The sequence below is a fragment of the Pseudomonas sp. HY13-MNA-CIBAN-0226 genome, from assembly GCF_040310305.1.
GTDB classification, from domain to species: domain Bacteria; phylum Pseudomonadota; class Gammaproteobacteria; order Pseudomonadales; family Pseudomonadaceae; genus Aquipseudomonas; species Aquipseudomonas gregormendelii.
This window is the reverse complement of sequence record NZ_JBEOPS010000008.1, coordinates 178,326-202,666: the sequence shown is the minus strand read 5'-3', so window position 1 is coordinate 202,666 and position 24,341 is coordinate 178,326. Positions and strand designations below refer to the sequence as shown.

The following is a 24,341-nucleotide window of genomic DNA, read 5'->3' as shown; positions in this document are numbered from 1 at the left end:
GGTTTGGGGGAAAACCCCGGAGTATAAACAGGCTCAAAGCGCCCAGGCGACTTTCAAACCTTCGTAGATGGCCTCTTCGGCAGTGCGCGGCGCCAGGCAGTCACCGATCCGGCGAAACTCCACCAGGCCTTGCAGTTCTGCGCCCAGGGTGTCGACCGGTTGATGACCCTGGCAGAGCACCAGGGTGTCGATATTTTCCAGCAACATCGGCTCGCTGCTCGCGGTGTGTTGCAGGTAGACGGTGCTGTCATCGCAGCCGTAGAGGCGGGCGTAGGGGGTGATGGGGATACCCAGTTTGTGCAGTTCGCCGGCCAGTTGGTCGCGCACGTACAGCGGCAGGTTTTCCCCGCAATGGGTGCCGTTGACTGCCAGGTGCACCTGATGCCCGGCGCGCACCAGGCGCTCGGCGATGCCGGGGCCGATCCAGTCGCAGCGCCAGTCCACCACGACCACCGAACGACCTATCTGTACTTCATTACGCAGCACTTGCCAGGCGTCCACCACCTGCAGTTCGCCGCCACGCTCGAAGGTTGGCCAATAGGGCTCGGCGCCAGTGGCGATGATCACCAGGTCGGGGCGCTCGCGCTCCACCAGGGCGCGGTCGACCCGAGTGTTGCGCACCACCCGTACACCCGCCAGTTCCATCTCCCGCTGCAGGTTGGTGCTGGCCCCGCCGAACTCGCTGCGTCGCGGTAACAGCTGCGCCAGCAGCACCTGGCCGCCGAGTTGCGCTGCCGCTTCATAGAGGGTGACCTCGTGCCCGCGCTGGGCCGCTACCGCAGCGGCTTTCATGCCGGCCGGCCCGCCGCCGGCAATCATGATGCGCTTGCGTTGGCCGGTAGTTTGCCGGTTGCCGAAGATCAACTCGCGCCCGGTTTCCGGGTGCTGGATGCAGGAGATCGGCAAGCCTTTGTGGAAGTGGCCGATGCACGCCTGGTTGCAGGCGATGCAGGCGCGCACGTCTTCTACACGGCCGCTGTCGGTTTTGTTGGGCATTTGCGGGTCGCAGATCAGCGCGCGGGTCATGCCGCAGACGTCGGCCTGACCCCGGGCCAGGATCAGCTCCGCTTCCTGGGGCTGGTTGATGCGCCCGGTGACGAACAGCGGGATGGACAGACCGGCCTTGAAGGTTCCGGCTTCCCTGGCCAGATAGGCCGCTTCGATCGCCATGGGCGGCACGATGTGCACGGCACCGCCCAGGGATGCAGAAGTACCGGCGACGATGTGCACGTAATCCAGGCTGGTTTGCAATGCCTGCACGGCGAGCAGCGATTCGTCCTCGGTGAGTCCTTCCGGGTCGCGCTCGTCTGCGGAAATGCGCAGGCCGATGATGAAGTTTTCATCGGTACTGACCCGCACAGCAGCGATGATTTCCCGTAGCAAGCGCAGGCGCTGTTCCAGCTCGCCGTTGTAGCCATCGGTGCGGCGATTGACTCGCGGGTTGATGAACTGCGCGGGCAGATAACCGTGACTGGCGACCACCTCCACGCCGTCGATCCCGGCTTGAAACAGGCGCCGCGCCGCTGCCGCGTACCCGGCGACAATCTCGTCGATCATGGCTTGATCCATTGCCCGTGGCATCACCCGAAACCGCTCGTTGGGCACCGCCGAAGCTGAATAGGCCACCGCCAGCAGGCCGTCGCTGGACTCCATGATTTCCCGCCCAGGGTGGAAGATCTGCGACAGCACCACCGTCCCGTGCGCATGGCAGGTTTGCGCGAGCTTGCGGTAGCCCTCAATGCAGGCGTCATCGGTGGCCATCAACACGTGCGAGGTGTAACGCGCGCTGTCGTGCACACCCGCCACCTGCAGCACGATCAGCCCGGCCCCCCCTGCCGCGCGCGCCTGGTGGTAAGCGATCAGTTGATCATTGACCAGGTTGTCGGTGGGCATCGAAGTGTCATGTCCGCTGGACATGATGCGGTTTTTCAGGCGTTTGCCGCGTAGCAGCAGGGGTTCGAACAGGTGCGCGAAAGCGGGGGACGAGGTGCTCATGGTGGGGCTACTCCAGGCGGCCTGAAGCCGAAAGGGCCGGTTTTCGGCGTTATTATTTTTCTATAAGAATTTACCTTCAGTAAAAAATCAATAGTTTTGTTTACTGGATGTCGACTGGAAGCAGATGTAATGCCGATGTTACAAATCCGTTACTTCGATTGCGCAAGGCGAGCAATTCTCAACATATAAATTCTATTAATGGCAATGACAGGGTGCCTACCATTGGCCGGTACAGGCATTTGCAGAAAACAATAATAATCAAACTCTGAGGCCTACAATGAAGCTGCGTTCACTATTGGGTGTGGTTGTTCTGTCGGCATCTGGAAGTTATGTAAAAGTGCAGGCAGAAGATGTGGGCGAAGGATTGGTCGAGGGTGGCTCGGCAACTATTACCGCTCGCAATATGTATTTTAATCGTAACTCACTCTCGCATTATCCCGATGCCCGTGGTTGGGGGCAGGGTTTCCAGATGGATTACCAGTCCGGATTTACTCAAGGTGACGTCGGCCTTGGGCTGGATGCAAGTGCCTATACTGCCTACAAGCTGGATGGCGGTCGCGGTACGGTTGGCACGGGAATGTTTCCTGCTGAGGGGGATCGCGAAAGAACCGAGTCTGCGACACTCAACGCTTCGGTAAAGATGAAGTGGTCTAGCACTGTCATAAAGTATGGCGATCTGCGCCCATACAATCCGGTATTTGCGACTCCCGATTTACGCCTGATGCCGATGACCACCCGTGGCATACAACTGTTGAGTGATGATATCGACAAAGTCAGCATCGATATCGGGCATTTCCATTCCACCAGAGGTTATACCAGTACAGGTCACGACGGTGGCTTCATGGCGGGTTACGCCGGGGTGGACAGCGGCGATGTCGATTATGCAGGCTTCACCTACACGCCAGTAGAGCAGGGCGGCGTCGGCTTCTACGTGTCCCGGGCGCAGGACTTGTGGCGCCAGTACTATGTCAATGGCAACTATAGCTTTGTCCTGACTGCGGAACAGACTCTCGGCGTTGACTTCAACCTCTATCGATCACTGGATCAGGGCCAGGCCAATGCCGGCGATATCAATGTCAGCGCCTGGTCGTTGGCGACGTCCTATGCCAATGGCCCGCATACGCTGACGCTGTCTTATCAAAAGATCCATGGAGGTCAGCCATTTGATTATCTGATGGCTTCCGATGGGACTTACATGGACTCGATCTATCTGGCCAACTCTTCGCAATACGGGGACTTCAATGGCCCTGGCGAACAGTCAGTCGGCCTGGCCTATGAATATGATTTTGGTTCTACGGGTGTTTTACATACCACGCTGGGCTTCAAGTATATCTATGGATTTGATATCGATAATGAGCAAGTTGATCCGGACGGGTTGTACGCTTACTTCGCTCATTCGGATAAGCAGATAGAGCGAGACGTCGATATTAAAACCGTTGTTGAAGCGGGCCCGCTGAAAGATTTGTCGGTTCGGGTGCGTTACGCCGAACATGCCTTTACCGGTGACAGTGTTAAACAACTGCGGATCATCACTCAATACCCGATCACTATTTTTTGATGTGCGTTCATCCGTCCAATAACAATAAAAGAGGTATCCCATGAAGCTCTCGAGTATCGCGTTGGCTGTAACCCTCTCGTCGCTGTCGTTGTCCGCACTGGCCGACACGGTCTACATCCATGCCGGTCGCCTGGTGGACGTGGAGCGCGGCAAGGTGCTGACGGACCAGCGCATCAAGGTCGATGGCGAGCGCATCGTGGCCGTTGAGCCCTGGAGTGCACCGCCGGCTGACAGCACCGTTATCGACTGGTCGGGCAAGACTGTGCTGCCGGGCCTGATCGACATGCACACGCATATCGCCGACTGGGACATGACCAACAACGTTGCCGAACCCCTCCTGCATTCTGCCCAGGACTACGCGCTGCTGGGCGCCAAACATGCCTATCAGACCTTGCGCGCAGGGTTCACCACGGTCCACGACGTGGGGACCTACCGCGCGTTTACCGACGTCTCGCTACGTGATGCGATCAACGCCAATCAGGTGCTGGGGCCGCGGATGAATGTAGTCGGCGCTTATCTCTCAGTAGCGGGTGGCGGCGGTGAGGTGACGGGCCTGGCACCGGGCATCACGGTGCCGGACGATATGCGGGTGGGCGTCTATCGCGATACCAATGACGCAAAACTCAAGACCCGGTACCTGTTCCAGCACGGCGTCGACACCATCAAGATGGTCGGTACGGGCGCCGTATTGGCCGAAGGCACCGAGCCTGGCCAGATGGAAATGACCGAGGACGAAATGCGCGCGGTAGTGCAGGAGGCCAAGGTGCACAAGAGCTATGCGACCGTGCACGCCCATGGCGCCGACGGCATCAAGGCGGCTATCCGCGCCGGCGCAAAATCCGTGGAGCATGCCTCGCTGCTGGACGATGAAGGCATCAAGCTGGCCAAGGACAACGGCACTTATCTGGTCATGGATATCTACAACGGAGACTTCATCGACAAGATCGGGCGCGAGGAAAAGTGGCCGGAAAGTTACCTGCGCAAAAATACCGAAACCACCGAAGTACAGCGTGAAGGTTTCCGCAAGGCGGTCAAGGCCGGTGTAAAAATCGCCTATGGCACCGATGCCGGGATTTACCCGCACGGCAAAAACGCCCGGCAGTTCGCCTACATGGTCAAGTACGGAATGACCCCAATGCAGGCGATTCAGTCCGCCACCGTGGTCGCCGCAGACCTGCTCAATTGGCAGCAGGACGTAGGCGCTGTCAGTGTCGGTCGCTTTGCCGACATGATCGCGGTCGAGGGTGATCCGCTGGCTGACATTGCGATCCTGGAGAAAACCCCGGTGGTCATGAAGGGCGGCGCGATTGTTCCGCCTGACGTGCTGCCGGGTATGTAAAGCAGCGCGACGTCTGGAGTCGGCGAGGGCAGTTGCTGTACAGTCGTTCAGCTTTTGAATGGCTCGTACAGGGCTCAACCCTCGCCTCCAGGAAGGTCGTGCAATGACTCAGGAAGTCCGATTCTCCAGAATGGCGCCGGAACTGCGCAAAACCAATCTCATCGAGGCCACGCTCGTGTGCCTGCAGCGCCATGGCTTCCAGGGCGCGTCGATCCGCAAGATTTCCGCCGAGGCCGGTGTATCGGTCGGGCTGATCAGTCATCACTATTCCGGCAAGGACGAGCTGGTCGCCGAAGCCTATCTGGCGGTGACCGGCCGCGTCATGGCACTGCTTCGCGCGGCCATGGAACAGGCCGCGCCCAATGCCCGTGAACGTTTATCGGCGTTTTTTCGCGGCTCGTTTTCCGCCGAACTGCTCGACCCGCAACTGCTTGATGCCTGGCTGGCGTTCTGGGGCGCGGTCAAGACGGCAGAAGCGATCAACCTCGCCCACGAACAGTCCTATGGCGAGTACCGGGCCATCCTGCGCAAGGTGCTCAACGAACTGGCGGAGGAGGAGGGCTGGCAACAATTCGATTGCGACCTGGCTGCCATCAGCCTCAGCGCCTTGCTCGACGGCTTGTGGCTGGAATCGGGTCTCAACCCCGGGACCTTCACGCCGGAGCAGGGCATGCAGATCTGCGAAGCCTGGGTCGACGGTTTGCAGGCCGGTGGTCGGCAGCGATTCACTTTGCAGACGACGGGCTGTTGATCGATCGTTCAGTAGTGGCTACTCTCTGCCTCCAGTGGTAACCACAACTCTAATAAGAAACACGCCTTCGGGCATACGCGGGACACCTAGCGATGACTCCTCGGGTATTGATCGTCGACGACGATCCGTTGATTCGCGAACTGCTGCAGGCCTACCTGTCCCAGGAAGGTTATGAAGTGCATTGCGCCGCCACTGCTGAGTTGGCCGAGACCTTCCTGGCGAGCCAGAGCGTCGACCTGGTGATGCTCGATATCCGCCTGCCGGGCAAGGATGGCCTGACCCTGACCCGGGAGCTGCGGGTGCGTTCGGAGGTCGGGATCATCCTGATCACCGGGCGCAACGATGAAATCGATCGCATCGTGGGCCTTCAGTGCGGCGCCGATGACTATGTGATCAAGCCGCTTAATCCGCGGGAACTGGTGTCCAGGGCGAAGAACCTGATTCGCCGGGTGCGCCACGCCCACACGCCACATCCTGTTGCTGCGGTTGCCCGCCCGGTCAAGCAATTCGCCGCCTGGGCGCTGGACACTGATCGTCGGCGGTTGATCGACCACAGCGGCAGTGAAACCCTGCTGACCCATGGCGAGTACCAGTTGCTCAGCGTGTTTCTGCGCAACAGCGGGCACACCTTGAGCCGGGATCAGTTGATGGACCAGATCCGCAACCGCGAATGGGTGCCCAACGATCGCTCCATCGATGTGCTGGTGGGACGCTTGCGGCGCAAGTTGCATGACGACCCGGCCGAGCCTGAACTGATCATCACCATCCACGGTGCCGGCTATCTGTTTACCGCCAGCGTCGCGGCCTGAGCGGCATGTGGCGCGGGATCTGGTTGTTGTTGATGCTGGCATCCACCGGTGTGACGGCTGCGCAAAAAATTCGCTATTGCGATTACCCGGTCTACCCGCCGATCTCCTGGAGCGACGGCAAACAGATACGCGGGCTCGCTCCCGGCGTGGTTAAAAAACTGTTCGGGCAATTGGGCTACGAGGTCGAGCTCGTCGAGCTGGATAACTGGAATCGCTGCGTGCTGGATGCCGTTGAAGGTCGGGTGGATGTGGTGCTGGCCTATCGCACTGCAGAGCGTGAGCAGGCCCTGGCTTTTTCGACGGTGCCGGTACTGCGCGAGGAAGTCGCGGTGTTCATCAATCGCCGGCACCCGGTAACAATAGATCGGCTGGAGGACCTGGCGCACTACCGTGGTGGTTTCCTGTTCGGAGAAAGTTATGGCGAGACGTTCGACCGCTTTGTCGACCAGCACCAGAACATCGAACGGGTCTCTGATAGCCAGCAGAACTTTGGCAAGTTGATCCGCGGCCGCATCGACTTCGTCGTCTCCGAGCGGCGCACCGGGCAAATGCGCGTCGATACCCTGCCGGGCACCCAGGACATCGTGGCCCTGGCCGATTCCTTTGGTGTGGATTACCTGCGAGTGGCCGTGTCGCGGCGTTCGCCCCTGGCCAGTCGCATGGTCGATATCAATGCGCAGTTGCAGCACATGGTCGATTCGGGCGAGATCGACCGCTTGCTTCACGAGAGTGAGGTCATCTACCGCGACACGCTCCAGCAACCGGCGGATCGACCATGATTCGGGCCCGGCCCGGCGGCCTGTTGCGGCGCCTGCTGCTGTTTATCCTGTTTTTCAGCCTGTGTTTTACGGTGCTGGCGAGCAGCGTGCAGCTGTACTTTGAGTATCGACGCGAGATGCGCGAAATCGACTCGCGCATGGAGCTGATTCGCGCCGGCTACCTGGCCAGCCTGGAGCGCAGTCTGTGGGACCTGAACCAGGATCAGCTCAACGTGCAGTTGCGCGGCCTGGTGGACTTTTCCGACGTGGCGCGCGTGCGCCTGATCAGCCCTGATTTCGATCTGCTGCAAGGCACTGCCGAGCCGGTCGGGCCGCTGCGAATAGAACGTTTTGCCCTCGACTACCAGCCGCCATCGGGGGCGGTGCGTCATTTGGGGCAACTGGAGGTCACCACCGACCTGGGGGCGGTGCATGAGCGCCTGTACACCACCGGGCTGACCAGCCTGCTGTGGATGAGTGTGTTTCTGTGCGGCCTGGCGGTGGTGCTGTCGGGGTTGTTTTATCGCCTGGTTACTCGCCACCTGCAAGTCATGGCCGAGTTTGCCCGGCGCATCGCTGCGGGCGATTCCCACGAGCCGTTACGCCTGGACAAGCGTCGCCGTGCGGACGAAGACGAAGACGAAATCGACACCGTGGCCCATGCTCTGGACGACATGCGCCGGGCCATTCTCAGTGACATCGACCGCCGCGAAAGCGATCGGCTGGCGTTGCAGGATAACCGTGACGAACTGCTGCGAATGGTCGAGCGGCGCACCGCCAGCCTGATGCGCGCCAAGGATGAAGCGGAAGCGGCCAACCTCGCCAAGTCGCGTTTCCTTGCCACCATGAGCCATGAGTTGCGCACCCCGCTCAACGGCATCCTCGGCATGGCCGAACTGCTGCGCGATGCGCCGCTGGACGCACTCGGCGGCAAGCGGCTGGATGCGCTGTACAAAGCGGGCGAAGGGTTGCTGTCGATCCTCAATGAAGTGCTGTATTTCGCCCGGCTGGAGGAGGGCGCCAGCCATCCGGAGGCAGTGGAATTCTCGCTGCGGCAATTGCTTGATGAGGTAATGACACTGCTCGAACCCCGCGCGCTGGGCAACGACACGATCCTGCAATGCTACATCGACCCACGGGTAGCGCAGCGGCATCACGGCGCCGAACAATTCCTGCGCCAGGTGCTGAGCAACCTGCTGGCCAACGCCATCAAATTCACCGAGGGCGGGCAGGTCAAGGTGGAGGTAGCGCTGTTGCCTGGCGCCCCTGGACAACGGCTGCGCGTCAGCGTTACCGACGACGGCATCGGCATCGCGCCGGCGATGCAGCAGAAGATTTTTGAGCGCTTCACCCAGGCCAGTGAAGAGGTGGCGCAGCGCTTCGGCGGCACCGGCTTGGGGCTGGCGATCAGCAAGCATCTGGTGGAGCAATTGGGCGGGCGTATCGGCGTGGACAGCGAGGTCGGGCGCGGCAGTTGTTTCTGGTTCGAACTGGCGCTGCAAGCGGCCAACGGCGTGGCACCCGTTGCGGCAGACAGTGTTGCAGGGCAGGCTTTGCGCATTCTGGTGGTCGAGGACGTGGCGCTCAACCGCGAGGTGGTCGAGGGCCTTTTGCTGCGCGACGGGCATCAGGTCTGGTTAGCCGAGGACGCCGAGCAGGCATTGGTTCAATGTGCCGCGCGGTCTTTCGATCTGATCTTGCTCGACGTGCACCTGCCCGGCATCAGCGGCGTCGAGCTGTGTAAACGGCTGCGCGACACTCCGGGGCCGAATCGCCACAGCCGCCTGTTTGCCCTGACGGCCAGTGTGCAGCCGGCCCTGGTTCGCGGTTACCTGGATGCCGGCATGGACGGCATCCTCGCCAAGCCCCTGAAACTCGACACTCTGCGCCAGGCGCTGGCTGACCAGGCCCCCGTAGCCACTTCGCCACTCGATGACGCGGCCATGGATTGGCCGCTGCTGGAAACACACCGTACTTTGCTCGGTGAACAGAAACTGCTGGGATTGTTGAAGGTGTTGCGCGACTCGATTCAACAGCATAGCCATGCACTCGCCGAAGCGATCACGGCAGACGACTGCACCGAGGTCGCGCACCTGGCCCACCGCCTGGCTGGCAGCAGCGACTCCCTGGGATTTCGCGCGTTGGCCAACGTCCTGCGCGCATTGGAGCAAGCCGCAATGATCAACGATGAGGCTGCGTTACGCGGGTTGGCGCCGCAGGTGCACGAGCAGCTGCGGTGCTCGCGACAGACCCTGGCAGGCCTGTTGCAGGCCTGACGTACAAGTTTGTTACGACTTTTTACATCTTTGATCCTCAGGTTCAACTCGAACTTACATGCCTTTCCAATAATCGACGCAACCGCCACAGCGCGGTCTTCGAAGCTTATTGGAGATAATAATAATGAACTGCCGTAAAGCTCATCCTTCCTCGCGCCATGACGTCCTGTCAGCCGCCGCGCACCGCGCCGACTGCTGAGGTGCCGACATGAGCGAATCAATCGACCGCCAAGGTATCCACCTGACCCGCGCCCTGAAAAGCCGGCACATTTTCATGTTGTCCCTGGGAGGTGTGATCGGCACCGGGCTGTTCATGGGCTCCGGCGTGACCATCAACCAGGGCGGCCCGGTCGGGGCGATCCTGTGCTACCTGGTCGCCGGCTTCCTGATGTACCTGGTGATGGTCTGCCTCGGTGAACTGTCTGTGCAAATGCCGGTGTCCGGCTCGTTCCAGACTCACGCCACCAAATTCATCGGGCCCGGCACCGGCTTCATGATCGGCTGGGTCTACTGGATGAGCTGGGCCACCACCGTGGGGCTGGAATTCACCGCAGCGGGCATGTTGATGGAACGCTGGTTCCCGACCGTGCCGATCTGGTACTGGTCAGCCTTGTTCGTCGCGGTACTGTTCGGCCTTAACGCCCTGGCGACCCGTGCGTTCGGCGAAGCGGAATACTGGTTTTCCGGGATCAAGGTTGCTGCGATTCTGGGGTTCATCGTGGTCGGCGTGCTGGTGATCTTCGGCGCCATCCCGCTGACCAGTGGCGAGCCGGCGCCGATGATGACCAACCTGATTGGCGACTCACTGTTCCCCAACGGCCTGTCAGCTGTGTTCGCAGTGATGATGACCGTGGTGTACGCGTTCCAGGGTTGCGAAATCATGGGCGTGGCGGCTGGCGAAACCGATCAGCCGGAGAAAAGCATTCCCCGTGCGGTTCGCAACGTGGTGTTTCGCGTATTGATCTTCTACGTGCTGGCGATCGTGGTGCTCTCGGCCATCGTGCCCTGGCAGCAGGCCGGACTGATGGAGAGTCCGTTCGTGCAGGTGTTCGATATGGTCGGTATTCCCTACGCTGCCGACCTGATGAACTTCGTGATCCTGACGGCGATTTTGTCGGTGGGCAACTCCGGGCTGTATGCCTCGACGCGCATCTTGTGGGCAATGTCCAAGACCGGCATGGCCCCGAAAAGCTTCTCGCCATTGAGCAAGCGCGGCGTGCCGTTGCGGGCGTTGAGCATCACCCTGTGCTTTGCGCTGGTGTCGCTGATGACCAGTTTTGTCGCCGCCGATACTTTGTTCATGGTGCTGATGGCGGTGAGCGGCATGTCGGGCACGGTGACCTGGATTGTCATTGCCCTGGCGCAGTACAAGTTCCGCAAGGCCTACCTGCGTGATGGCGGCAAACTGAGCGATCTTAAATACCGTGCGCCCTGGTTTCCGCTGATTCCGCTGACGTGCATTGTGTTGTGCTGTTCGTTGTTTGTGTTCCTGGCACTGGACGAGACGCAACGGCCTTCACTGTATTGGGGCGGTGGCTTTATCGCGCTGTGTTACAGCGCTTACTTCCTGATTTATCGCAAGCGTCAGGGGGTGTTGGCGCCGAGCTTGCCGTCTGTTTGATGGCTTGAGGCGGACAAAGAACGCGACGGGTGACCGTCGCGTTTTTTTGTTTCAAGGCTGCGAACACGGTCATTCTCGCTGTAATGGGCAGGGGCATGTGCCCAGTTGTTCAAAGTTGTAACAAGCGCAGCCTTCTAGCCCGTTAAATAATCAATAAATCTATATATATCAATTAGATAATAAGAATTTAGCTCGATCTAGCCACCAATTGCCGCCTTACTGAACACTCGTTTAGTATGGCCTCAGTCGCATCACCTCATTCCAATCAAAAATAATCCGAGGCCCCGCAATGACTACTCAACCTTCACTGCTCAGCCAGGTCGAAGCAGGCGTTGCCTGGATCACCCTCAACCGCACGGCTCAGCGCAACGCCCTCGACATCCCGACCCTGAAAAACCTGCACGCCCTGCTGGACGAATTCAACGCCGACCCGGCCGTTCGCGTTGTCGTGCTGACCGGCAGCGGCCGCAGCTTCTGCGCCGGGGCGGACCTCGCGGAGTGGGCCGAAGCCGAAGCCCGTGGCGATCTGGAAACCTATGGCTGGACCGAAACCGCCCATGCCCTGATGAGCCGTCTGTACAGCCTGGAAAAACCCACCATCGCCGCCATCAACGGCACTGCTGTCGGCGCCGGCATGGACCTGACCTTGTGCTGCGACCTGCGCCTGGCCGCGCAGTCGGCGCGGTTCAAGGCTGGCTACACCAGCATGGCGTACTCCCCGGACGCCGGTGCCAGCTGGCACTTGCCCAGGTTGATCGGCACCGAACAAGCCAAGCGCCTGCTGTTCCTCGATGAACTGTGGGGTGCAGATCGGGCCCTGGCCACCGGGCTGGTAGGCGAAGTGTGCGCCGATGAACAACTGCTCGACGTCGCCGGCGAACTGGCAACGCGCCTGGCCAACGGCCCGACCTTCGCTTTCGCCCAGACCAAGAAACTGATGCGCGAAGGCGCCCAGCGCGACCTGCCACAGCAACTGCAAGCCGAACTGGCGGCCGGCCTGCTGTGTGGTCGCAGTGAAGACGGCGCAGAAGCGTTGCGGGCTTCCGTGGAAAAACGCCCGGCACGTTTCGTCGGCAAATAAGCCTGCACCACCCTCATACCCCGTGAACGAACAACAGGTAGCACCATGAATTTCCAACTGACCCAAGAACAAGAAATGTTGGTGGAAGCGGTACGCAGCTTTGTCGCCAAGGAACTGCTGCCCCACGAGGAAGCGGTCGACCGCGCAGACGAAGTCTCCCCTGAGTTGGCGGCAGAGATTCGCGGCAAAGCCATCGCCGCCGGTTTCTATGCTTTCAACATGCCGGAGGAGGTCGGTGGCGGCGGGCTCGACTACCTGTCCCAGGCGCTGATAGAGCGTGAGCTGTCAAAGGTTTCGTGGGCGCTGCACGTGTTCGTCGCACGGCCTTCGAAGATCCTCATGGCCTGTACGGGCAGCCAGATCGGCGACTACCTGCTGCCTTGCATCCAGGGCGAGAAAATCGACTGCTTCGCCCTGACCGAACCCGGTGCCGGGTCCGACGCCAATGCGATCAAGACCCGCGCCGTGCGCGACGGTGAAGACTTCGTCCTGAACGGCAGCAAGCACTTCATCAGCCACGCCGGGCACGCCGATTTCGCCATAGTCTTTGCGGTTACCGACACCTATGAACACAACGGCCGCAAGCGCAACGCCGTGACTTCGTTCCTGGTGGATCGCGACACCCCGGGCATGACCATTCGCCGCGGCCCCAAGTGCGTGAGCAACCGCGGTTACCACACCTTCGAAATGTTCTTTGACGACTGCCGGGTGCCGGCCAACAAAGTGCTCGGCGAAGTCGGCAAGGGTTGGGAAGTGGCCAACGCCTGGCTTACGGCCGGCCGGGTGATGGTCGCCGCCAACTGCGTCGGCCAGGCCCAGCGCGCACTCGACGTATCGCTGCAATGGGCGGCGGATCGCAAGCAGTTCGGCCAGCCGATCGGCACGTATCAGGGTATCTCGTTCAAGCTTGCCGATATGGCCACGCAGATCCGCGCGGCGGAACTGCTGACCTTGCATACCGCGTGGAAAATGGACCAGGGCACCATGACCGATGGCGAAGCCGGCATGGCAAAACTGTTCGCCAGCGAAGTGCTCGGACGCACCGCCGATGAGGCGGTGCAGATATTCGGCGGCATGGGCCTGATGGATGAAGGACCGGTGGAGCGCATCTGGCGTAACGCGCGGATCGAGCGCATCTGGGAAGGCACCTCGGAAATCCAGCGGCACATCATTTCCCGTGAACTGCTGCGGCCGCTGTTGCGCTGATCGTCCTGGAGAATTCCCATGTCGCAGACTATTCGTGACAACCTCAAGCGCCTGCTTGCCCCACGCCATTTGGCATTCGTCGGCGGTCGCAGCATGGCCCGTGCGCTCAAGCGCTGTGCCGAAGGCGGCTACCAGGGGCAGATGTGGCTGGTGAACCCGCAACATGAAAGCCTCGAAGGTGTGCCCTGTGTGCGCAGCATTGCCGAGCTGCCCTGTGGCCCGGACGCGGTGTTCATCGCGACCAATCGTGAGCTGACCCTCACCGCCGTGGCGCAGTTGGCCGCGAAGGACGCGGGTGGTGCGATCTGCTACGCCTCCGGGTTCGCCGAGACCGGGGCGCAAGGCCAGGCCTTGCAGCAACAGCTGCTGCAGGCAGCCGGCCAGATGGCCTTGCTCGGTCCCAATTGCTACGGCCTGCTCGACTACTTGCACAGCTCGGCCCTGTGGCCGGTGGCTCATGGCGGCAAGCCAGTGGAGAAGGGCGTCGCCGTGCTGACCCAGAGCGGCAACTTCGCCTACAACCTGTCCATGAGCGACCGTTCACTGCCGGTGGCCTACATGGCATCGGTGGGTAACCAGGCGCAACTGGGCGTCGCCGAATTGATGGACGTATTACTCGATGAGCCGCGGGTCACGGCCATCGGCCTGCACCTTGAAGGGCTGAAGAACGTGCCGGGTTTCGCCCGCGCCGCGCACAAGGCGCTCGAAAAGGGCATTCCGATCATCGCGCTGAAAACCGGCGTGTCGCAGATCGGTGCCGAACTGGCCCTCAGTCACACCAGTTCGCTGTCAGGTTCCGATGCGCTCTACGACAGCCTGTTTGCACGCTTGGGCGTCATCCGGGTCAGCGGGCCGGTGAGCTTCGTCGAAACCCTCAAGGCCGCCGCTTGCGGAAAACTCCCCGCGGGCGACAGCCTGATCGCCCTGGCCTGTTCCGGTGGTGACGCTGGCCTGATTGCCGACTACGCCGAACGCAATGACCTGACGTTGCCCAAGCTCGACGAGACCCAGCGTGAAGAACTCGCGCAGGTGCTGCCCAGCTACGCCAACCTGGTCAATCCGCTGGATTTCACCACTGCGATCTGGGGTGACGGCGAAGCCTTGAACCGCATGCTCGACAGCGCCCTGCGGACCGAGGCCGACGCGGCCATGCTGGTGCTCGATTATCCGGCGGAATCGACCGGTGAACGCAAGGAATGCGACCTGTTGCTTGAGCTTTATTGCGCCGCGCTGGTGCGTCACGGCAAGACCGGTTTTGTCACCTCGGCGTTCCCCGAGCTGCTGCCGGCCAGCGCCCGCGAGCGCCTGCATGCCCAGGACGTGGCGGCGCTGCAAGGGGTCGAAGATGGCCTGGCCGCCTGGGGCCGCATTGCCGGTTATCAGCGTAATCGCCAGGCACTGCTGGCGCTCGGCGAGTCGGCACTGGTACCGCTGTGCCCTCGAGCTTTGACGGGTGAAGGTCGCCTGCTCAACGAGTGGGATTCGAAACAGGCGTTGCGCGCATTTGGCCTGCCGACGCCCAACGGTGTGCTGAGCACGCCGGCGAATGCACTGGTCGATGCCAATGGGTTGGGTTACCCGCTGGTGCTCAAAGCCGTCAGTGCACAACTGCCCCACAAAACCGAGGCCGGTGCGGTCGCGCTCAATCTGAAGGACGCCGCCGCCCTGAGCGCCGCGTTGCAAAAAATGCACGCGAGCATCGCCGATTACGCTCCGCACGTGCCCTTCGATCAGGTGCTGCTGGAACCCATGGCCACGCCGCCCCTGGCTGAACTGATTGTCGGCATCAAGCGCGAAAATGACTTTGGCCTCGCGTTGGTTATCGGCGCCGGGGGCATTTTGGTGGAGCTGCTCAAGGACAGTCGCAGCCTGCTGCTGCCGACCACCGACGGCGCCATTCGCCGCGCGGTGCTGAGCCTGCGCAGCGCCGGTTTGCTGCAAGGTTTTCGCGGCCGTGAAGCGGCCGACCTGGACGCGCTGGTGGCGGCGATCCGCGCCGTGGCGGACTACGCCTGCGAAAACGCCGACGCCCTGCTGGAACTCGATGTGAACCCATTGTTGGTCGGCGCCCACGGCACGACTGCGGTCGATGCGTTGATTCGCCTCGGCCACGAGTGAGGATATGAACATGCAAACCAAGACATTGACCGGTGGCCAGGCCCTGGTGCGACTGCTGGCCAACTACGGCGTCGACACCGTGTTCGGCATTCCCGGCGTGCATACGCTGGAGCTGTATCGGGGCCTGCCGGGCAGCGGCATTCGCCATGTGCTGACCCGGCACGAACAGGGTGCCAGCTTCATGGCTGACGGTTATGCCCGGGTCAGCGGCAAACCGGGCGTGTGCTTCATCATCACCGGGCCGGGCGTGACCAATGCGGCGACCGGCATCGGCCAGGCGTACGCCGACTCGATTCCGATGCTGGTGATCTCCAGCGTCAACCACACGGCCAGCCTCGGCAAGGGCTGGGGCTGTCTGCACGAAACCCAGGATCAGCGCGCCATGACTGCGCCGATTACCGCGTTCTCAGCGGTGGCGTTGAGTGCCGAGGACCTGCCCGAATTGATCGCCCGCGCCTATGCCGTGTTCGATAGCGAACGCCCGCGCCCGGTACACATTTCGGTGCCGCTGGACGTGCTGGCGGCGCCAGTGAATCGCGACTGGAGCAACGACGTGGTGCGGCGTCCGGGACGCGGACCGGCCTCGAACACGGCCATGGAACACGCCGCGACCAAGCTGCAAAACGCCAAGCGACCGATGATCATTGCCGGTGGCGGCGCCCTTCACGCGACGCAGGAGCTGCAAACCATCAGCACCCGACTGGCCGCGCCGCTGTTCACCAGCGTCGCCGGCAAAGGGCTGTTGCCACCGGATGATCCGCTCAACGCCGGTTCGAGCCTGTGCGTCGAGCCCGGCTGGAACCTGATCGCCGAAGCCGACGTGGTGTTGGCGGTCGGTACCGAAATGGCCGACACCGATTTCTGGCGCGAGCGCTTGCCGTTGACCGCCGAACTGCTGCGGGTGGACATCGATCCGCGAAAATTCAACGACTTCTATCCCTGTGCGGTGGCCCTGCAAGGCGACGCGCAACAGACGCTCGCCGGCCTGCTGGAGCGTCTGCCCGCCACCGTCCGTGATGCCAACGCAGCAATCGCCAGCGTCGCGAAACTGCGTGATGCGGTGAAGAACAGCCACGGCCCGTTGCAGTCGATTCACCAGGGCATTCTTGAGCGCATTGCCGCCGAGCTGCCGGACAACGCCTTCATCAGCACCGACATGACCCAGTTGGCCTACACCGGCAACTACGCCTTCAACAGCCGCGCCCCGCGCAGCTGGTTGCACCCAACCGGCTACGGCACCTTGGGCTACGGCCTGCCGGCCGGCATCGGCGCCAAGTTTGGCGCGCCCAATCGGCCGGGCCTGGTGCTGGTCGGCGACGGTGGTTTCCTCTACACCGCGCAGGAACTGGCGACGGCGGTCGAGGAACTGGACAGCCCGCTGGTCGTGTTGCTGTGGAACAACGATGCCCTGGGGCAGATCCGCGACGACATGCTGGGCCTGGACATCGAACCCATCGGCGTGTTGCCGCGCAATCCGGATTTCGCCGCCCTCGGGCGCGCGTTCGGCTGCACCGTCACCCAGCCGCAAAGCCTGGCCGAGTTGCAGACCGATCTGCGCCATGGCTTCAAACGCAACGGCGTCACCCTGATCGAGCTCAAGCATGCCTGCGCGCATTGATTTTCATTTTTTTGGGCTTTTTTAAAAGGAGCAGGCCATGCGTTTTTCCGATCTGACCCAACGAATCGCCGGTGACGGCGCCGCCGCGTGGAACATCCATTACCGCGCGCTGGCGCTGCAGGAACAGGGCGAAGACATTCTGCTGTTGTCCGTGGGCGATCCGGATTTCGACACCCCGGTGCCGATTGTCCAGGCGGCCATCGACAGCCTGCTTAATGGCAACACTCACTACGCCGACGTGCGCGGCAAACGCACCCTGCGCGAAGCCATTGCCAGGCGGCACCAGCAACGTAGCGGCCAGGCGGTGTCGGCCGACCAGGTCACGGTGGTTGCCGGTGCCCAGTGCGCGCTGTTTTGCGTGGCCCAGTGCGTGCTCAATCCAGGCGATGAAGTGATAGTCGCCGAGCCGATGTACGTGACCTACGAAGCGGTGTTCGGGGCCTGCGGTGCGGTGGTGATCCCGGTGCCGGTGCGGCCCGAGAATGGCTTCCGGGTATTACCCGAAGACGTTGCGGCGCGCATCACCCCGCGGACTCGCGCGCTGGCGCTGAACAGTCCGCACAATCCATCTGGCGCCAGCCTGCCGCGCACCACCTGGCAGGCATTGGCCGGGCTGTGCATCGACCATGACCTGTGGTTGATTTCCGATGAGGTCTACAGCGAATTGCTGTTCGAGGGCGAGCACGTCAGCCCGGCCAGTTTGCCGGGCATGGCCGAGCGCACCGCGACGCTCAACAGCCTGTCGAAATCCCACGCCATGACCGGCTGGCGAGTCGGCTGGACGGTGGCGCCGCCGGCGTTGGCGCAGCACCTGGAAAACCTCGCGCTGTGCATGTTGTATGGCTCCCCCGAATTCATTCAGGACGCTGCCGTGGTGGCGCTGCAAAGCAACCTGCCGGAGTTGCAGGCCATGCGCGATGCCTATCGCCAGCGACGCGATTTAGTCTGCGCCAGCCTTGCCGACTGCCCCGGCGTGCGCCCCCTGATGCCCGATGGCGGGATGTTCGTGATGGTCGACATACGTGAAACCGGGCTCAGCGCCCAGGCATTCGCCGACCGTCTGCTCGACCGCCATGGCGTCTCGGTCCTGGCCGGTGAAGCCTTCGGCCCCAGTGCCGCCGGGCATATACGCCTGGGCCTGGTGGTGGGGGCAGAACACCTGAGTGACGCCTGCCAGCGCATCGCCCGCTGCGCCAGTGAACTGATGGAGACCCGACACTATGCATGATTACACAGCGCTGTTTATCGATGGCCGCTGGCAGGCGCCCTCAGGGCAGGGCGTCGCCCAGGTGATCAACCCGGCGACCGAGACAGCCGCCGGTTCAGTGCCGCTGGGCGATGAACGGGATGTCGACAACGCGGTAGCCGCGGCTCGGCGTGCTTTCGGTTCATGGTCTTGCACACCTTCAAGCGTGCGCGCCGGCTACATCCGCGCGCTGGCCGGGCAACTGCGCGAGCGTGCCGACGAAATGGCCGCAGTGATCACCGCGGAACTGGGCATGCCGGTGCAGTGGTGCCGTGCGGTCCAGGTGGACGGGCCCATCGAGGGGCTTGAGCAATACATCGAACTGGCCGGCCTGATGGATGAAGTCCGCGAGGTCGGCAACTCATGGGTGGTGCGCGAGGCGGTGGGCGTTTGCGCGTTCATCAACCCTTGGAACTACCCGCTGCATCAGTTGATCGGCAAACTGGCACCGGCGCTTGCAGCCGGGTGCACGGTGGTGGTCAAGCCGAGCCAGGAAACACCGCTGCATGCGTTCTTCCTGGCGCAGATGATCGAGGAAATCGGCTTGCCTGCGGGGGTGTTCAACCTGGTCAGCGGGCCGGGTGCGAAAGTCGGAGAAGCGCTGGCCAGGCATCCGGACGTGGACATGGTGTCGTTCACTGGCTCCACCGGCGCTGGCGTTCGTGTGGCCCAGGCGGCGGCGCCGTCGGTCAAGCGCGTGTGCCTGGAACTGGGCGGCAAGTCGCCGCTGCTGATCGCCGAGGATGCCGACCTGGCCGCAGCGGTGCGCTATGGCGTTCAGGACGTGATGATCAACTCTGGCCAGACCTGCACTGCACTGACCCGCATGCTGCTGCCGGCGAGCCGTTACGCCGAGGCTGTGGAAATCGCCATCGCCGAGGCCCAAAGCTTGCGCATGGGGGATCCGCTGGACCCGCAGAGCTTCCTTGGGCCGATGTGTTCTGCGGCCCAGCGGCGCACCGTGCGCGACTACATCCAGATCGGCCAGCAGGAAGGCGCACGGCTGGTGCTCGGTGGCGAGACTGACGAATTCGAGCGCGGGTTCTACGTCAGTCCGACGCTGTTCGCTGACGTCGACAACCGCATGCGCATCGCCCAGGAAGAAATCTTCGGGCCGGTGCTGTGCCTGATTCCGTACGCCGATGAAGCGCAGGCGGTCCAAATGGCCAACGACTCGCCTTTCGGCCTGTCCAGCGGCGTCTGGACCGGCAACCGGGAGCGGGCCCTGGGGTTGGCGCGGCAGCTGCGTGCCGGGCAGTGTTTTCTGAACGGCGCGGCGTTCAACTATCAGGCGCCATTCGGTGGCTACAAACAGTCAGGCAATGGTCGTGAATGGGGGGAGGAAGGACTTAACGAATTCGTCGAAGTGAAGGCGATCCAGGTATGACTCCCCCCAACGTGCCAGCATTCAAGGAATACCCATGAAAGTATTGATCGTTCACGCCCATCCCGAACCCAACTCGTTCACCGCAGCCCTGCGTGACCAGGCTGTCGCGACACTCCAGGCCCAGGGGCACGAGGTCAAGGTCAGCGATCTGTACGCGATGAACTGGAACCCGGTGGCCAGCGCCGATGATTTTTCCTCGCGGGACAATCCCGACTACCTGGTGTACGCCCTGGAGCAACGCCTGGGCGTCAAGAGCCAGTCCCTGGCGCCGGATATCCAGCAGGAACTCGACAAACTGCTGTGGGCTGACCTGCTGATCCTCAACTTCCCGATTTTCTGGTTCTCCGCACCGGCCATGCTCAAGGGCTGGATCGATCGGGTGCTGGTGTCCGGCGTGTGTTATGGCGGCAAGCGTTTTTACGACCAGGGCGGTTTGAGCGGCAAGAAGGCGCTGGTGACAGTCACCCTCGGCGGGCGCGAGCACATGTTCGGCGAGGGCGCGATTCACGGTCCGCTGCAAGACATGCTGCGTCCTATCCTGCGCGGCACCCTGGCCTACGTCGGCTTCGACGTGCTGCAACCCTTTGTCGCCTGGCACGTGCCTTACATCAGCGACGAGGCCCGCAAGGGTCTCCTGCACGATTACCAGCAGCGCCTGGAGCACCTGAGCGACGAGCAACCACTGACGTTCCCGCGCCTGGCGCAGTTCGATGAGGCCCTTTATCCGCTACCCGTGTGAGTGCAAGTCACGCCGCTGGCGTTCATGCCGATGGACGCCAGGCCCCAGGTCTTTCTACACTGCCCGCAGTTCAGGGGGACAAGGGGGCAATGGATGAATCGCAATGAGCTACGCAAGGCCGACATCAACCTGATGGTGGTGTTCGAGACATTGATGCTCGAACGCAACGTCACGCGGGTTGCCGAGAAGCTGTTTCTCGGTCAACCGACCATCAGTTCGGCGCTCAACCGCCTGCGCACGATGTTCAACGACCCATTGTTCATTCGGGTCGGCCATCGCATGGAACCCACCGCACGCGCCGAAGAGTTGATCAAGTATCTTTCGCCGGCCCTGGATTCGCTGTCGATCGCCCTGAGCCTGACCCACGATTTCGATCCCGCAGTGAGCACCATGACCTTCCGCATCGGCCTGTCGGATGACGTCGAATTCGGCCTGCTGCCGCCGCTGTTGCGGGCCCTGCGCCAGGAAGCGCCGAAAGTGGTGTTCGTGGTGCAGCATGTCGACTACTGGCGCATTCCCGACTTGCTGGCGTCTGGCGACATCACTGTCGGCATCAGCCAGACCCGCGGCCTGCCGGCCAACGCCAAGCGCAAATTGCTGCGGCACATCCAGCCCAGCATCCTGCGCGCCGATGCGTCCGACACCCCGCTGACCCTGGACGAATACTGCGCGCGTCCCCACGTGCTGGTGTCCCACACCGCCAACGTCAGCGGCTACGCCGATGAATGGCTGGCAGAGATCGGCCGCACCCGCCAGGTCGTGCTGTCCGTGCCGCAATACAGCTCCTTGCCCGCGCTGTTGGCCGGCACCGACCTGATCGCCAGCCTGCCGGACTACGCGGCCGAAGCCATGGCCGCGTCCGGTGCACTGTTCAAAGAGCCATTCCCGTTCAAGACTCCGACCCTCGACCTGTCGATGGTCTGGCTCAGCCACGTCGACACCGACCCGGCCGAACGCTGGCTGCGCAAACGCCTGGAAACCTTCATGAGCGCGACCGATCTTATGCCCCCAGCGCCGTGAGCCCGCAAACTCTGTGCTATACGTACGACCCTCCCGCCACTCCAAAGAGCATTCGACATGCCCCACCTGCACATGGAATACACCGCCAACCTGCCAGGCCTGAACGCCGACGTCGCCTTGATCCGGCTGAACAACACCTTGGTGGGCTCCGGCCAGTTCGCTGCCGAATTCGACATCAAAAGCCGCGCGATCAAAGTCGAAACCTTCAAGGTCGGTACCGCCATGGCCGAGCGTGGGTTTGTGCATGTGAAGCTGGCGCTGCTCAGCGGGAGATCGCCGCAGATCAAGAAGCAACTATCGGAGAGCCTGTTGGCGGTGGTGCAGGATTTGTGTGAATGGCCGGTGGGGGTGGACGTGCAGTTGTGCGTGGAGATTCTGGATATTGATCGGGAGTCTTATGCGAAGACGGCGGTTGGGCACTGATTGGGTTGGAGCTGTCAGCCAGTTATCTTCACTTGGGATTGGAACAGGCTCACCCATCACAGTGTGAGCCCTGGTCCTTGCGCTACTTGCTCTGCCGGTCACATGCCAGATCGATCTGCTCGCGTAACCAGGCATTAGCGCCATCTTTCTCCATTCCCTGATGCCACTGCATATCCAGGCAAAAACCTGGCAACCCAACCGGCGCTGCGCAACACCCCAACCCGCCATCGCCAGCAAGCAACTGCTGAATCCGCTTCGGCAACATCACAATGAACTCCGTCCCCTTGATCATCTTCAACGCCGCGCCATAACTGTTGGCCCGCGCTACGATCTGGCGACTGCGCCCCTGTTGCGCCAGCCAGCCGTCGACCATGTTGCTGCTGGAAGTCCACGGGGTGGGGAACACGTGGCGGCGTTCGACGAGTTCGTCCAGGCTCAACCGGGGCTCGCCGGGGGCGGCGGGTTTGTCGAAGACGCAGACCAGTTGATCTTCCAGCAGCGTCGCCGACTTGATGTCGCCGTGGCTGCGATGGAAGTTCGGGCCGAAGCCGATCACCAGGTCGAGGCTGCCGTCGCGCAGGGCTTGGGCCGGGATGTCGGATTCGAGTTTGTGCACGTTGACGGTCACCGGCCAGTCGGCAAACGCGAAGTGCTTGAGCAGGCGTGGCAGGATCAGTTGTTCGAAATATTCCGGGGCGCACAGGTTGAAGGTGGTTGGCCGCAGGGCGGGGTCGAAGGTCGTTGCGCCGGCTTGGCACAGGTTGATGTGTTCGAGGACTTTCAACACGTGCGGGTACATGCTGTCGGCTTTGTAAGTGGGCTGCATGCCGGAACGACTGTAGAGGAACAACTCATCGGCAAAAGCCGCGCGAAGTTTTTTCAGGCAGTAGCTCACAGTCGACTGGCTGACGCACAGGGCTTCGGACACGGCGGTGACGTTGTGTTGCTGGTACACGGCAACGAACACCATGAGGTCCTGCATGTCGAGCTTTCTAAGTACGTTGCTGTTGAGCATCCATTGCGTCTCGCAGTCCTTGTTGCGCAGGTGGGCGCAACGGTCTGCGAAGGATCCTAACGGATCGACGGATTCAGGAGAATCGTCCTTCAGTGAATGTGTCGAGCGTAGTGCCGGGGATCGAAGCGCAGGACCATCAGGATCATCAGTGCCACGACGGCAGTCAGGGCCCACCAGGCCCACTCGAAGCTGCCCAGATGATCGCGAATCATACCCGCGAGCAGCGGCGAGACACCGGCGATCAGGTAGCCGATGCCCTGCACGAACGCGGTCAGGCTTCCCGCACGTTGCGGGTTGTCCAAGTGATCCATGGACACGATCAGGCTCATTGGAAACAGCCCGCCAATGCCCAGCCCCAGCAGGCATGGCCACATCAGGCTCAGGTGCTGCGGGCTGAGGATCAGCCCGCAGAAACCCGCCATGATCAGTCCCAGCAACACCACCAGCACCAGGCGGCGGTCACGGCTGCGGTTGGCGATGGCCGGGGTGGCCAGGCCGGACAGCACTTCCATGGCTGTCAGGAAACCCAGAAGCAAGCCGGCGTCCTGTTCGCTCCAGCCTTTTTCCACATAGTACGGCGCCAACCAGGCCAGCACGCAAGTGTAGGACGCGGTGCCCAGGCCAAAGAAGATGGCGAGCAGCCAGGCGCGGGAATTGTTGAAAAAAGACTGCCTGGTGGCCGACTTTGATTCGATCAGCGATTGCTGCGCGGGCTGTGCCATCCAGAAAATCAGGGCGACCACCGCGAGCGCGGCCCAGACTGCCAGGCCGACTCGCCAGCTACCAGTGCGAATCATCACCAGCGGGGCAAAGGCGGCGGCGATGGCCGCGCCGCCCATGATCGAGGTGACATAGAGGCCCATGCACAGGGCGACGTTGTCCCTGAAGCGCGACTTGATCAGGGCTGGCATCAACGCCTGAATCAGGGCAATGCCCACGCCTGCCAGCACGGCGCTGAGAATCAGTTCGGCTGCGGAGTCGAGGAATAGTCGTGATGCGGTAGCCACACCGATGATCAGCAGGGAAAGGACCACGGTCCGTTGTTCGCCCAGGCGCTGGCTGACGCGGATGCCGAAGAACATCGCCACACCCATCGCCATCACCGGGAGCATGGTCAGCAGCGACGCCAGACTGAAACTCAGTTCAATGTCCCCACGAATCGCCGACAGCAACGGGCCGATGGCGGCCATGGAGGGGCGCAGGTTGAGCGCAACCAGGACGATGGCGAACATTAGTAGAAGGGCGGGGCGGGCGGTGGTGCGGACGGTTTCCATGGATCGGACCTTAAATGAGCAGGTGCCGATTAAGCAGGCGCGAGTTGGCGGGCGGCAAATCAGAAAGTCGGCTTTGGTATTTGGAAATTAAATAGTGCTGATTGTTT

The 24,341-nt window shown here is 62.0% G+C and carries 19 protein-coding genes; 16 read left to right on the top strand and 3 right to left on the bottom strand.

Translation table 11 applies throughout. From position 1 onward, the window contains the following. Positions 1-33: 33 nt before the first annotated feature. Positions 34-1,995, bottom strand: coding sequence for an oxidoreductase (locus tag AAEZ05_RS11300; RefSeq protein WP_350647382.1), 1,962 nt, complete (start codon positions 1,993-1,995; stop codon positions 34-36). A gap of 277 nt (positions 1,996-2,272) precedes the next feature. Between AAEZ05_RS11300 and AAEZ05_RS11295 the strand changes: the two genes are divergently transcribed. The 16 genes from AAEZ05_RS11295 (at position 2,273) to AAEZ05_RS11220 (ending at position 21,945) form a co-directional block, all read left to right on the top strand. After that, positions 2,273-3,553: an OprD family outer membrane porin gene (locus AAEZ05_RS11295; RefSeq protein WP_350647380.1), complete on the top strand. Its 1,281-nt coding sequence runs from the start codon at positions 2,273-2,275 to the stop codon at positions 3,551-3,553. A gap of 40 nt (positions 3,554-3,593) precedes the next feature. Beyond that, the gene (locus AAEZ05_RS11290) at positions 3,594-4,892 is read left to right on the top strand and encodes a Xaa-Pro dipeptidase (RefSeq protein ID WP_122837832.1); all 1,299 of its coding nucleotides are present in this window, start codon (positions 3,594-3,596) and stop codon (positions 4,890-4,892) included. A gap of 103 nt (positions 4,893-4,995) precedes the next feature. Then, positions 4,996-5,643, top strand: a complete 648-nt coding sequence (locus AAEZ05_RS11285) for a TetR family transcriptional regulator C-terminal domain-containing protein (protein WP_045058756.1) — start codon at positions 4,996-4,998, stop codon at positions 5,641-5,643. A 92-nt stretch (positions 5,644-5,735) separates the two neighbouring features. After that, the gene (locus tag AAEZ05_RS11280; RefSeq protein WP_350647377.1) at positions 5,736-6,452 is read left to right on the top strand and encodes a response regulator; all 717 of its coding nucleotides are present in this window, start codon (positions 5,736-5,738) and stop codon (positions 6,450-6,452) included. A 5-nt stretch (positions 6,453-6,457) separates the two neighbouring features. Further along, positions 6,458-7,231 carry a substrate-binding periplasmic protein gene (locus tag AAEZ05_RS11275; RefSeq protein WP_350647375.1) on the top strand — a complete coding sequence of 258 codons (774 nt, stop codon included), beginning with the start codon at positions 6,458-6,460 and terminating at the stop codon, positions 7,229-7,231. Beyond that, the gene (locus tag AAEZ05_RS11270; protein WP_350647373.1) at positions 7,228-9,486 is read left to right on the top strand and encodes an ATP-binding protein; all 2,259 of its coding nucleotides are present in this window, start codon (positions 7,228-7,230) and stop codon (positions 9,484-9,486) included. Before AAEZ05_RS11275 ends, AAEZ05_RS11270 begins: the two co-directional genes overlap by 4 nt. A gap of 208 nt (positions 9,487-9,694) precedes the next feature. After that, the gene (locus tag AAEZ05_RS11265) at positions 9,695-11,107 is read left to right on the top strand and encodes an amino acid permease (RefSeq protein WP_350647371.1); all 1,413 of its coding nucleotides are present in this window, start codon (positions 9,695-9,697) and stop codon (positions 11,105-11,107) included. Positions 11,108-11,396: 289 nt separating this feature from the next. Next, positions 11,397-12,188, top strand: coding sequence for an enoyl-CoA hydratase/isomerase family protein (locus AAEZ05_RS11260; RefSeq protein WP_225569018.1), 792 nt, complete (start codon positions 11,397-11,399; stop codon positions 12,186-12,188). A gap of 45 nt (positions 12,189-12,233) precedes the next feature. Continuing rightward, positions 12,234-13,394: an acyl-CoA dehydrogenase family protein gene (locus AAEZ05_RS11255; protein WP_350598569.1), complete on the top strand. Its 1,161-nt coding sequence runs from the start codon at positions 12,234-12,236 to the stop codon at positions 13,392-13,394. A gap of 18 nt (positions 13,395-13,412) precedes the next feature. After that, positions 13,413-15,512 carry an acetate--CoA ligase family protein gene (locus tag AAEZ05_RS11250; protein ID WP_205891881.1) on the top strand — a complete coding sequence of 700 codons (2,100 nt, stop codon included), beginning with the start codon at positions 13,413-13,415 and terminating at the stop codon, positions 15,510-15,512. Between the two features lie 10 nt (positions 15,513-15,522). Beyond that, entirely contained in the window at positions 15,523-17,130 is a 1,608-nt protein-coding gene (locus AAEZ05_RS11245) for a 5-guanidino-2-oxopentanoate decarboxylase (protein ID WP_045058802.1), read from the top strand. Positions 17,131-17,167: 37 nt separating this feature from the next. Continuing rightward, positions 17,168-18,358, top strand: coding sequence for a pyridoxal phosphate-dependent aminotransferase (locus AAEZ05_RS11240; RefSeq protein WP_350647368.1), 1,191 nt, complete (start codon positions 17,168-17,170; stop codon positions 18,356-18,358). Further along, positions 18,351-19,763, top strand: coding sequence for an aldehyde dehydrogenase family protein (locus AAEZ05_RS11235; protein WP_350647366.1), 1,413 nt, complete (start codon positions 18,351-18,353; stop codon positions 19,761-19,763). The genes AAEZ05_RS11240 and AAEZ05_RS11235 overlap by 8 nt, the downstream gene beginning before the upstream one ends. 34 nt (positions 19,764-19,797) lie before the next feature. After that, positions 19,798-20,502, top strand: a complete 705-nt coding sequence (locus AAEZ05_RS11230; protein ID WP_045058746.1) for an NAD(P)H-dependent oxidoreductase — start codon at positions 19,798-19,800, stop codon at positions 20,500-20,502. Between the two features lie 93 nt (positions 20,503-20,595). Continuing rightward, on the top strand, positions 20,596-21,522 hold the full coding sequence (locus AAEZ05_RS11225; RefSeq protein ID WP_045058745.1) for a LysR substrate-binding domain-containing protein: 927 nt from the start codon (positions 20,596-20,598) through the stop codon (positions 21,520-21,522). A gap of 57 nt (positions 21,523-21,579) precedes the next feature. Next, complete coding sequence (locus AAEZ05_RS11220) at positions 21,580-21,945, top strand: 5-carboxymethyl-2-hydroxymuconate Delta-isomerase (RefSeq protein ID WP_045058744.1); 366 nt, start codon at positions 21,580-21,582, stop codon at positions 21,943-21,945. 82 nt (positions 21,946-22,027) lie between these two features. Here AAEZ05_RS11220 and AAEZ05_RS11215 read toward each other — a convergent pair whose 3' ends face one another. Together AAEZ05_RS11215 and AAEZ05_RS11210 are read right to left on the bottom strand one after the other, a co-directional pair. After that, positions 22,028-22,960 carry a LysR family transcriptional regulator gene (locus AAEZ05_RS11215; RefSeq protein ID WP_350647363.1) on the bottom strand — a complete coding sequence of 311 codons (933 nt, stop codon included), beginning with the start codon at positions 22,958-22,960 and terminating at the stop codon, positions 22,028-22,030. An 89-nt stretch (positions 22,961-23,049) separates the two neighbouring features. Then, positions 23,050-24,234, bottom strand: a complete 1,185-nt coding sequence (locus AAEZ05_RS11210) for a cyanate transporter (protein ID WP_350598583.1) — start codon at positions 24,232-24,234, stop codon at positions 23,050-23,052. Between the last annotated feature and the right edge of the window lie 107 nt (positions 24,235-24,341).

Bases quoted from the DNA above. Each gene is read 5' to 3' on its own strand.
- AAEZ05_RS11245 (WP_045058802.1), top strand. From the start codon at position 15,523: ATGCAAACCAAGACATTGACCGGTGGCCAGGCCCTGGTGCGACTGCTG.
- AAEZ05_RS11225 (WP_045058745.1), top strand. From the start codon at position 20,596: ATGAATCGCAATGAGCTACGCAAGGCCGACATCAACCTGATGGTGGTG.
- AAEZ05_RS11220 (WP_045058744.1), top strand. From the start codon at position 21,580: ATGCCCCACCTGCACATGGAATACACCGCCAACCTGCCAGGCCTGAAC.
- AAEZ05_RS11255 (WP_350598569.1), top strand. From the start codon at position 12,234: ATGAATTTCCAACTGACCCAAGAACAAGAAATGTTGGTGGAAGCGGTA.
- AAEZ05_RS11270 (WP_350647373.1), top strand. From the start codon at position 7,228: ATGATTCGGGCCCGGCCCGGCGGCCTGTTGCGGCGCCTGCTGCTGTTT.
- AAEZ05_RS11295 (WP_350647380.1), top strand. From the start codon at position 2,273: ATGAAGCTGCGTTCACTATTGGGTGTGGTTGTTCTGTCGGCATCTGGA.
- AAEZ05_RS11275 (WP_350647375.1), top strand. From the start codon at position 6,458: ATGTGGCGCGGGATCTGGTTGTTGTTGATGCTGGCATCCACCGGTGTG.
- AAEZ05_RS11240 (WP_350647368.1), top strand. From the start codon at position 17,168: ATGCGTTTTTCCGATCTGACCCAACGAATCGCCGGTGACGGCGCCGCC.
- AAEZ05_RS11260 (WP_225569018.1), top strand. From the start codon at position 11,397: ATGACTACTCAACCTTCACTGCTCAGCCAGGTCGAAGCAGGCGTTGCC.
- AAEZ05_RS11280 (WP_350647377.1), top strand. From the start codon at position 5,736: ATGACTCCTCGGGTATTGATCGTCGACGACGATCCGTTGATTCGCGAA.
- AAEZ05_RS11235 (WP_350647366.1), top strand. From the start codon at position 18,351: ATGCATGATTACACAGCGCTGTTTATCGATGGCCGCTGGCAGGCGCCC.
- AAEZ05_RS11265 (WP_350647371.1), top strand. From the start codon at position 9,695: ATGAGCGAATCAATCGACCGCCAAGGTATCCACCTGACCCGCGCCCTG.
- AAEZ05_RS11210 (WP_350598583.1), bottom strand. From the start codon at position 24,234: ATGGAAACCGTCCGCACCACCGCCCGCCCCGCCCTTCTACTAATGTTC.
- AAEZ05_RS11230 (WP_045058746.1), top strand. From the start codon at position 19,798: ATGAAAGTATTGATCGTTCACGCCCATCCCGAACCCAACTCGTTCACC.
- AAEZ05_RS11215 (WP_350647363.1), bottom strand. From the start codon at position 22,960: ATGCTCAACAGCAACGTACTTAGAAAGCTCGACATGCAGGACCTCATG.
- AAEZ05_RS11250 (WP_205891881.1), top strand. From the start codon at position 13,413: ATGTCGCAGACTATTCGTGACAACCTCAAGCGCCTGCTTGCCCCACGC.
- AAEZ05_RS11300 (WP_350647382.1), bottom strand. From the start codon at position 1,995: ATGAGCACCTCGTCCCCCGCTTTCGCGCACCTGTTCGAACCCCTGCTG.
- AAEZ05_RS11285 (WP_045058756.1), top strand. From the start codon at position 4,996: ATGACTCAGGAAGTCCGATTCTCCAGAATGGCGCCGGAACTGCGCAAA.
- AAEZ05_RS11290 (WP_122837832.1), top strand. From the start codon at position 3,594: ATGAAGCTCTCGAGTATCGCGTTGGCTGTAACCCTCTCGTCGCTGTCG.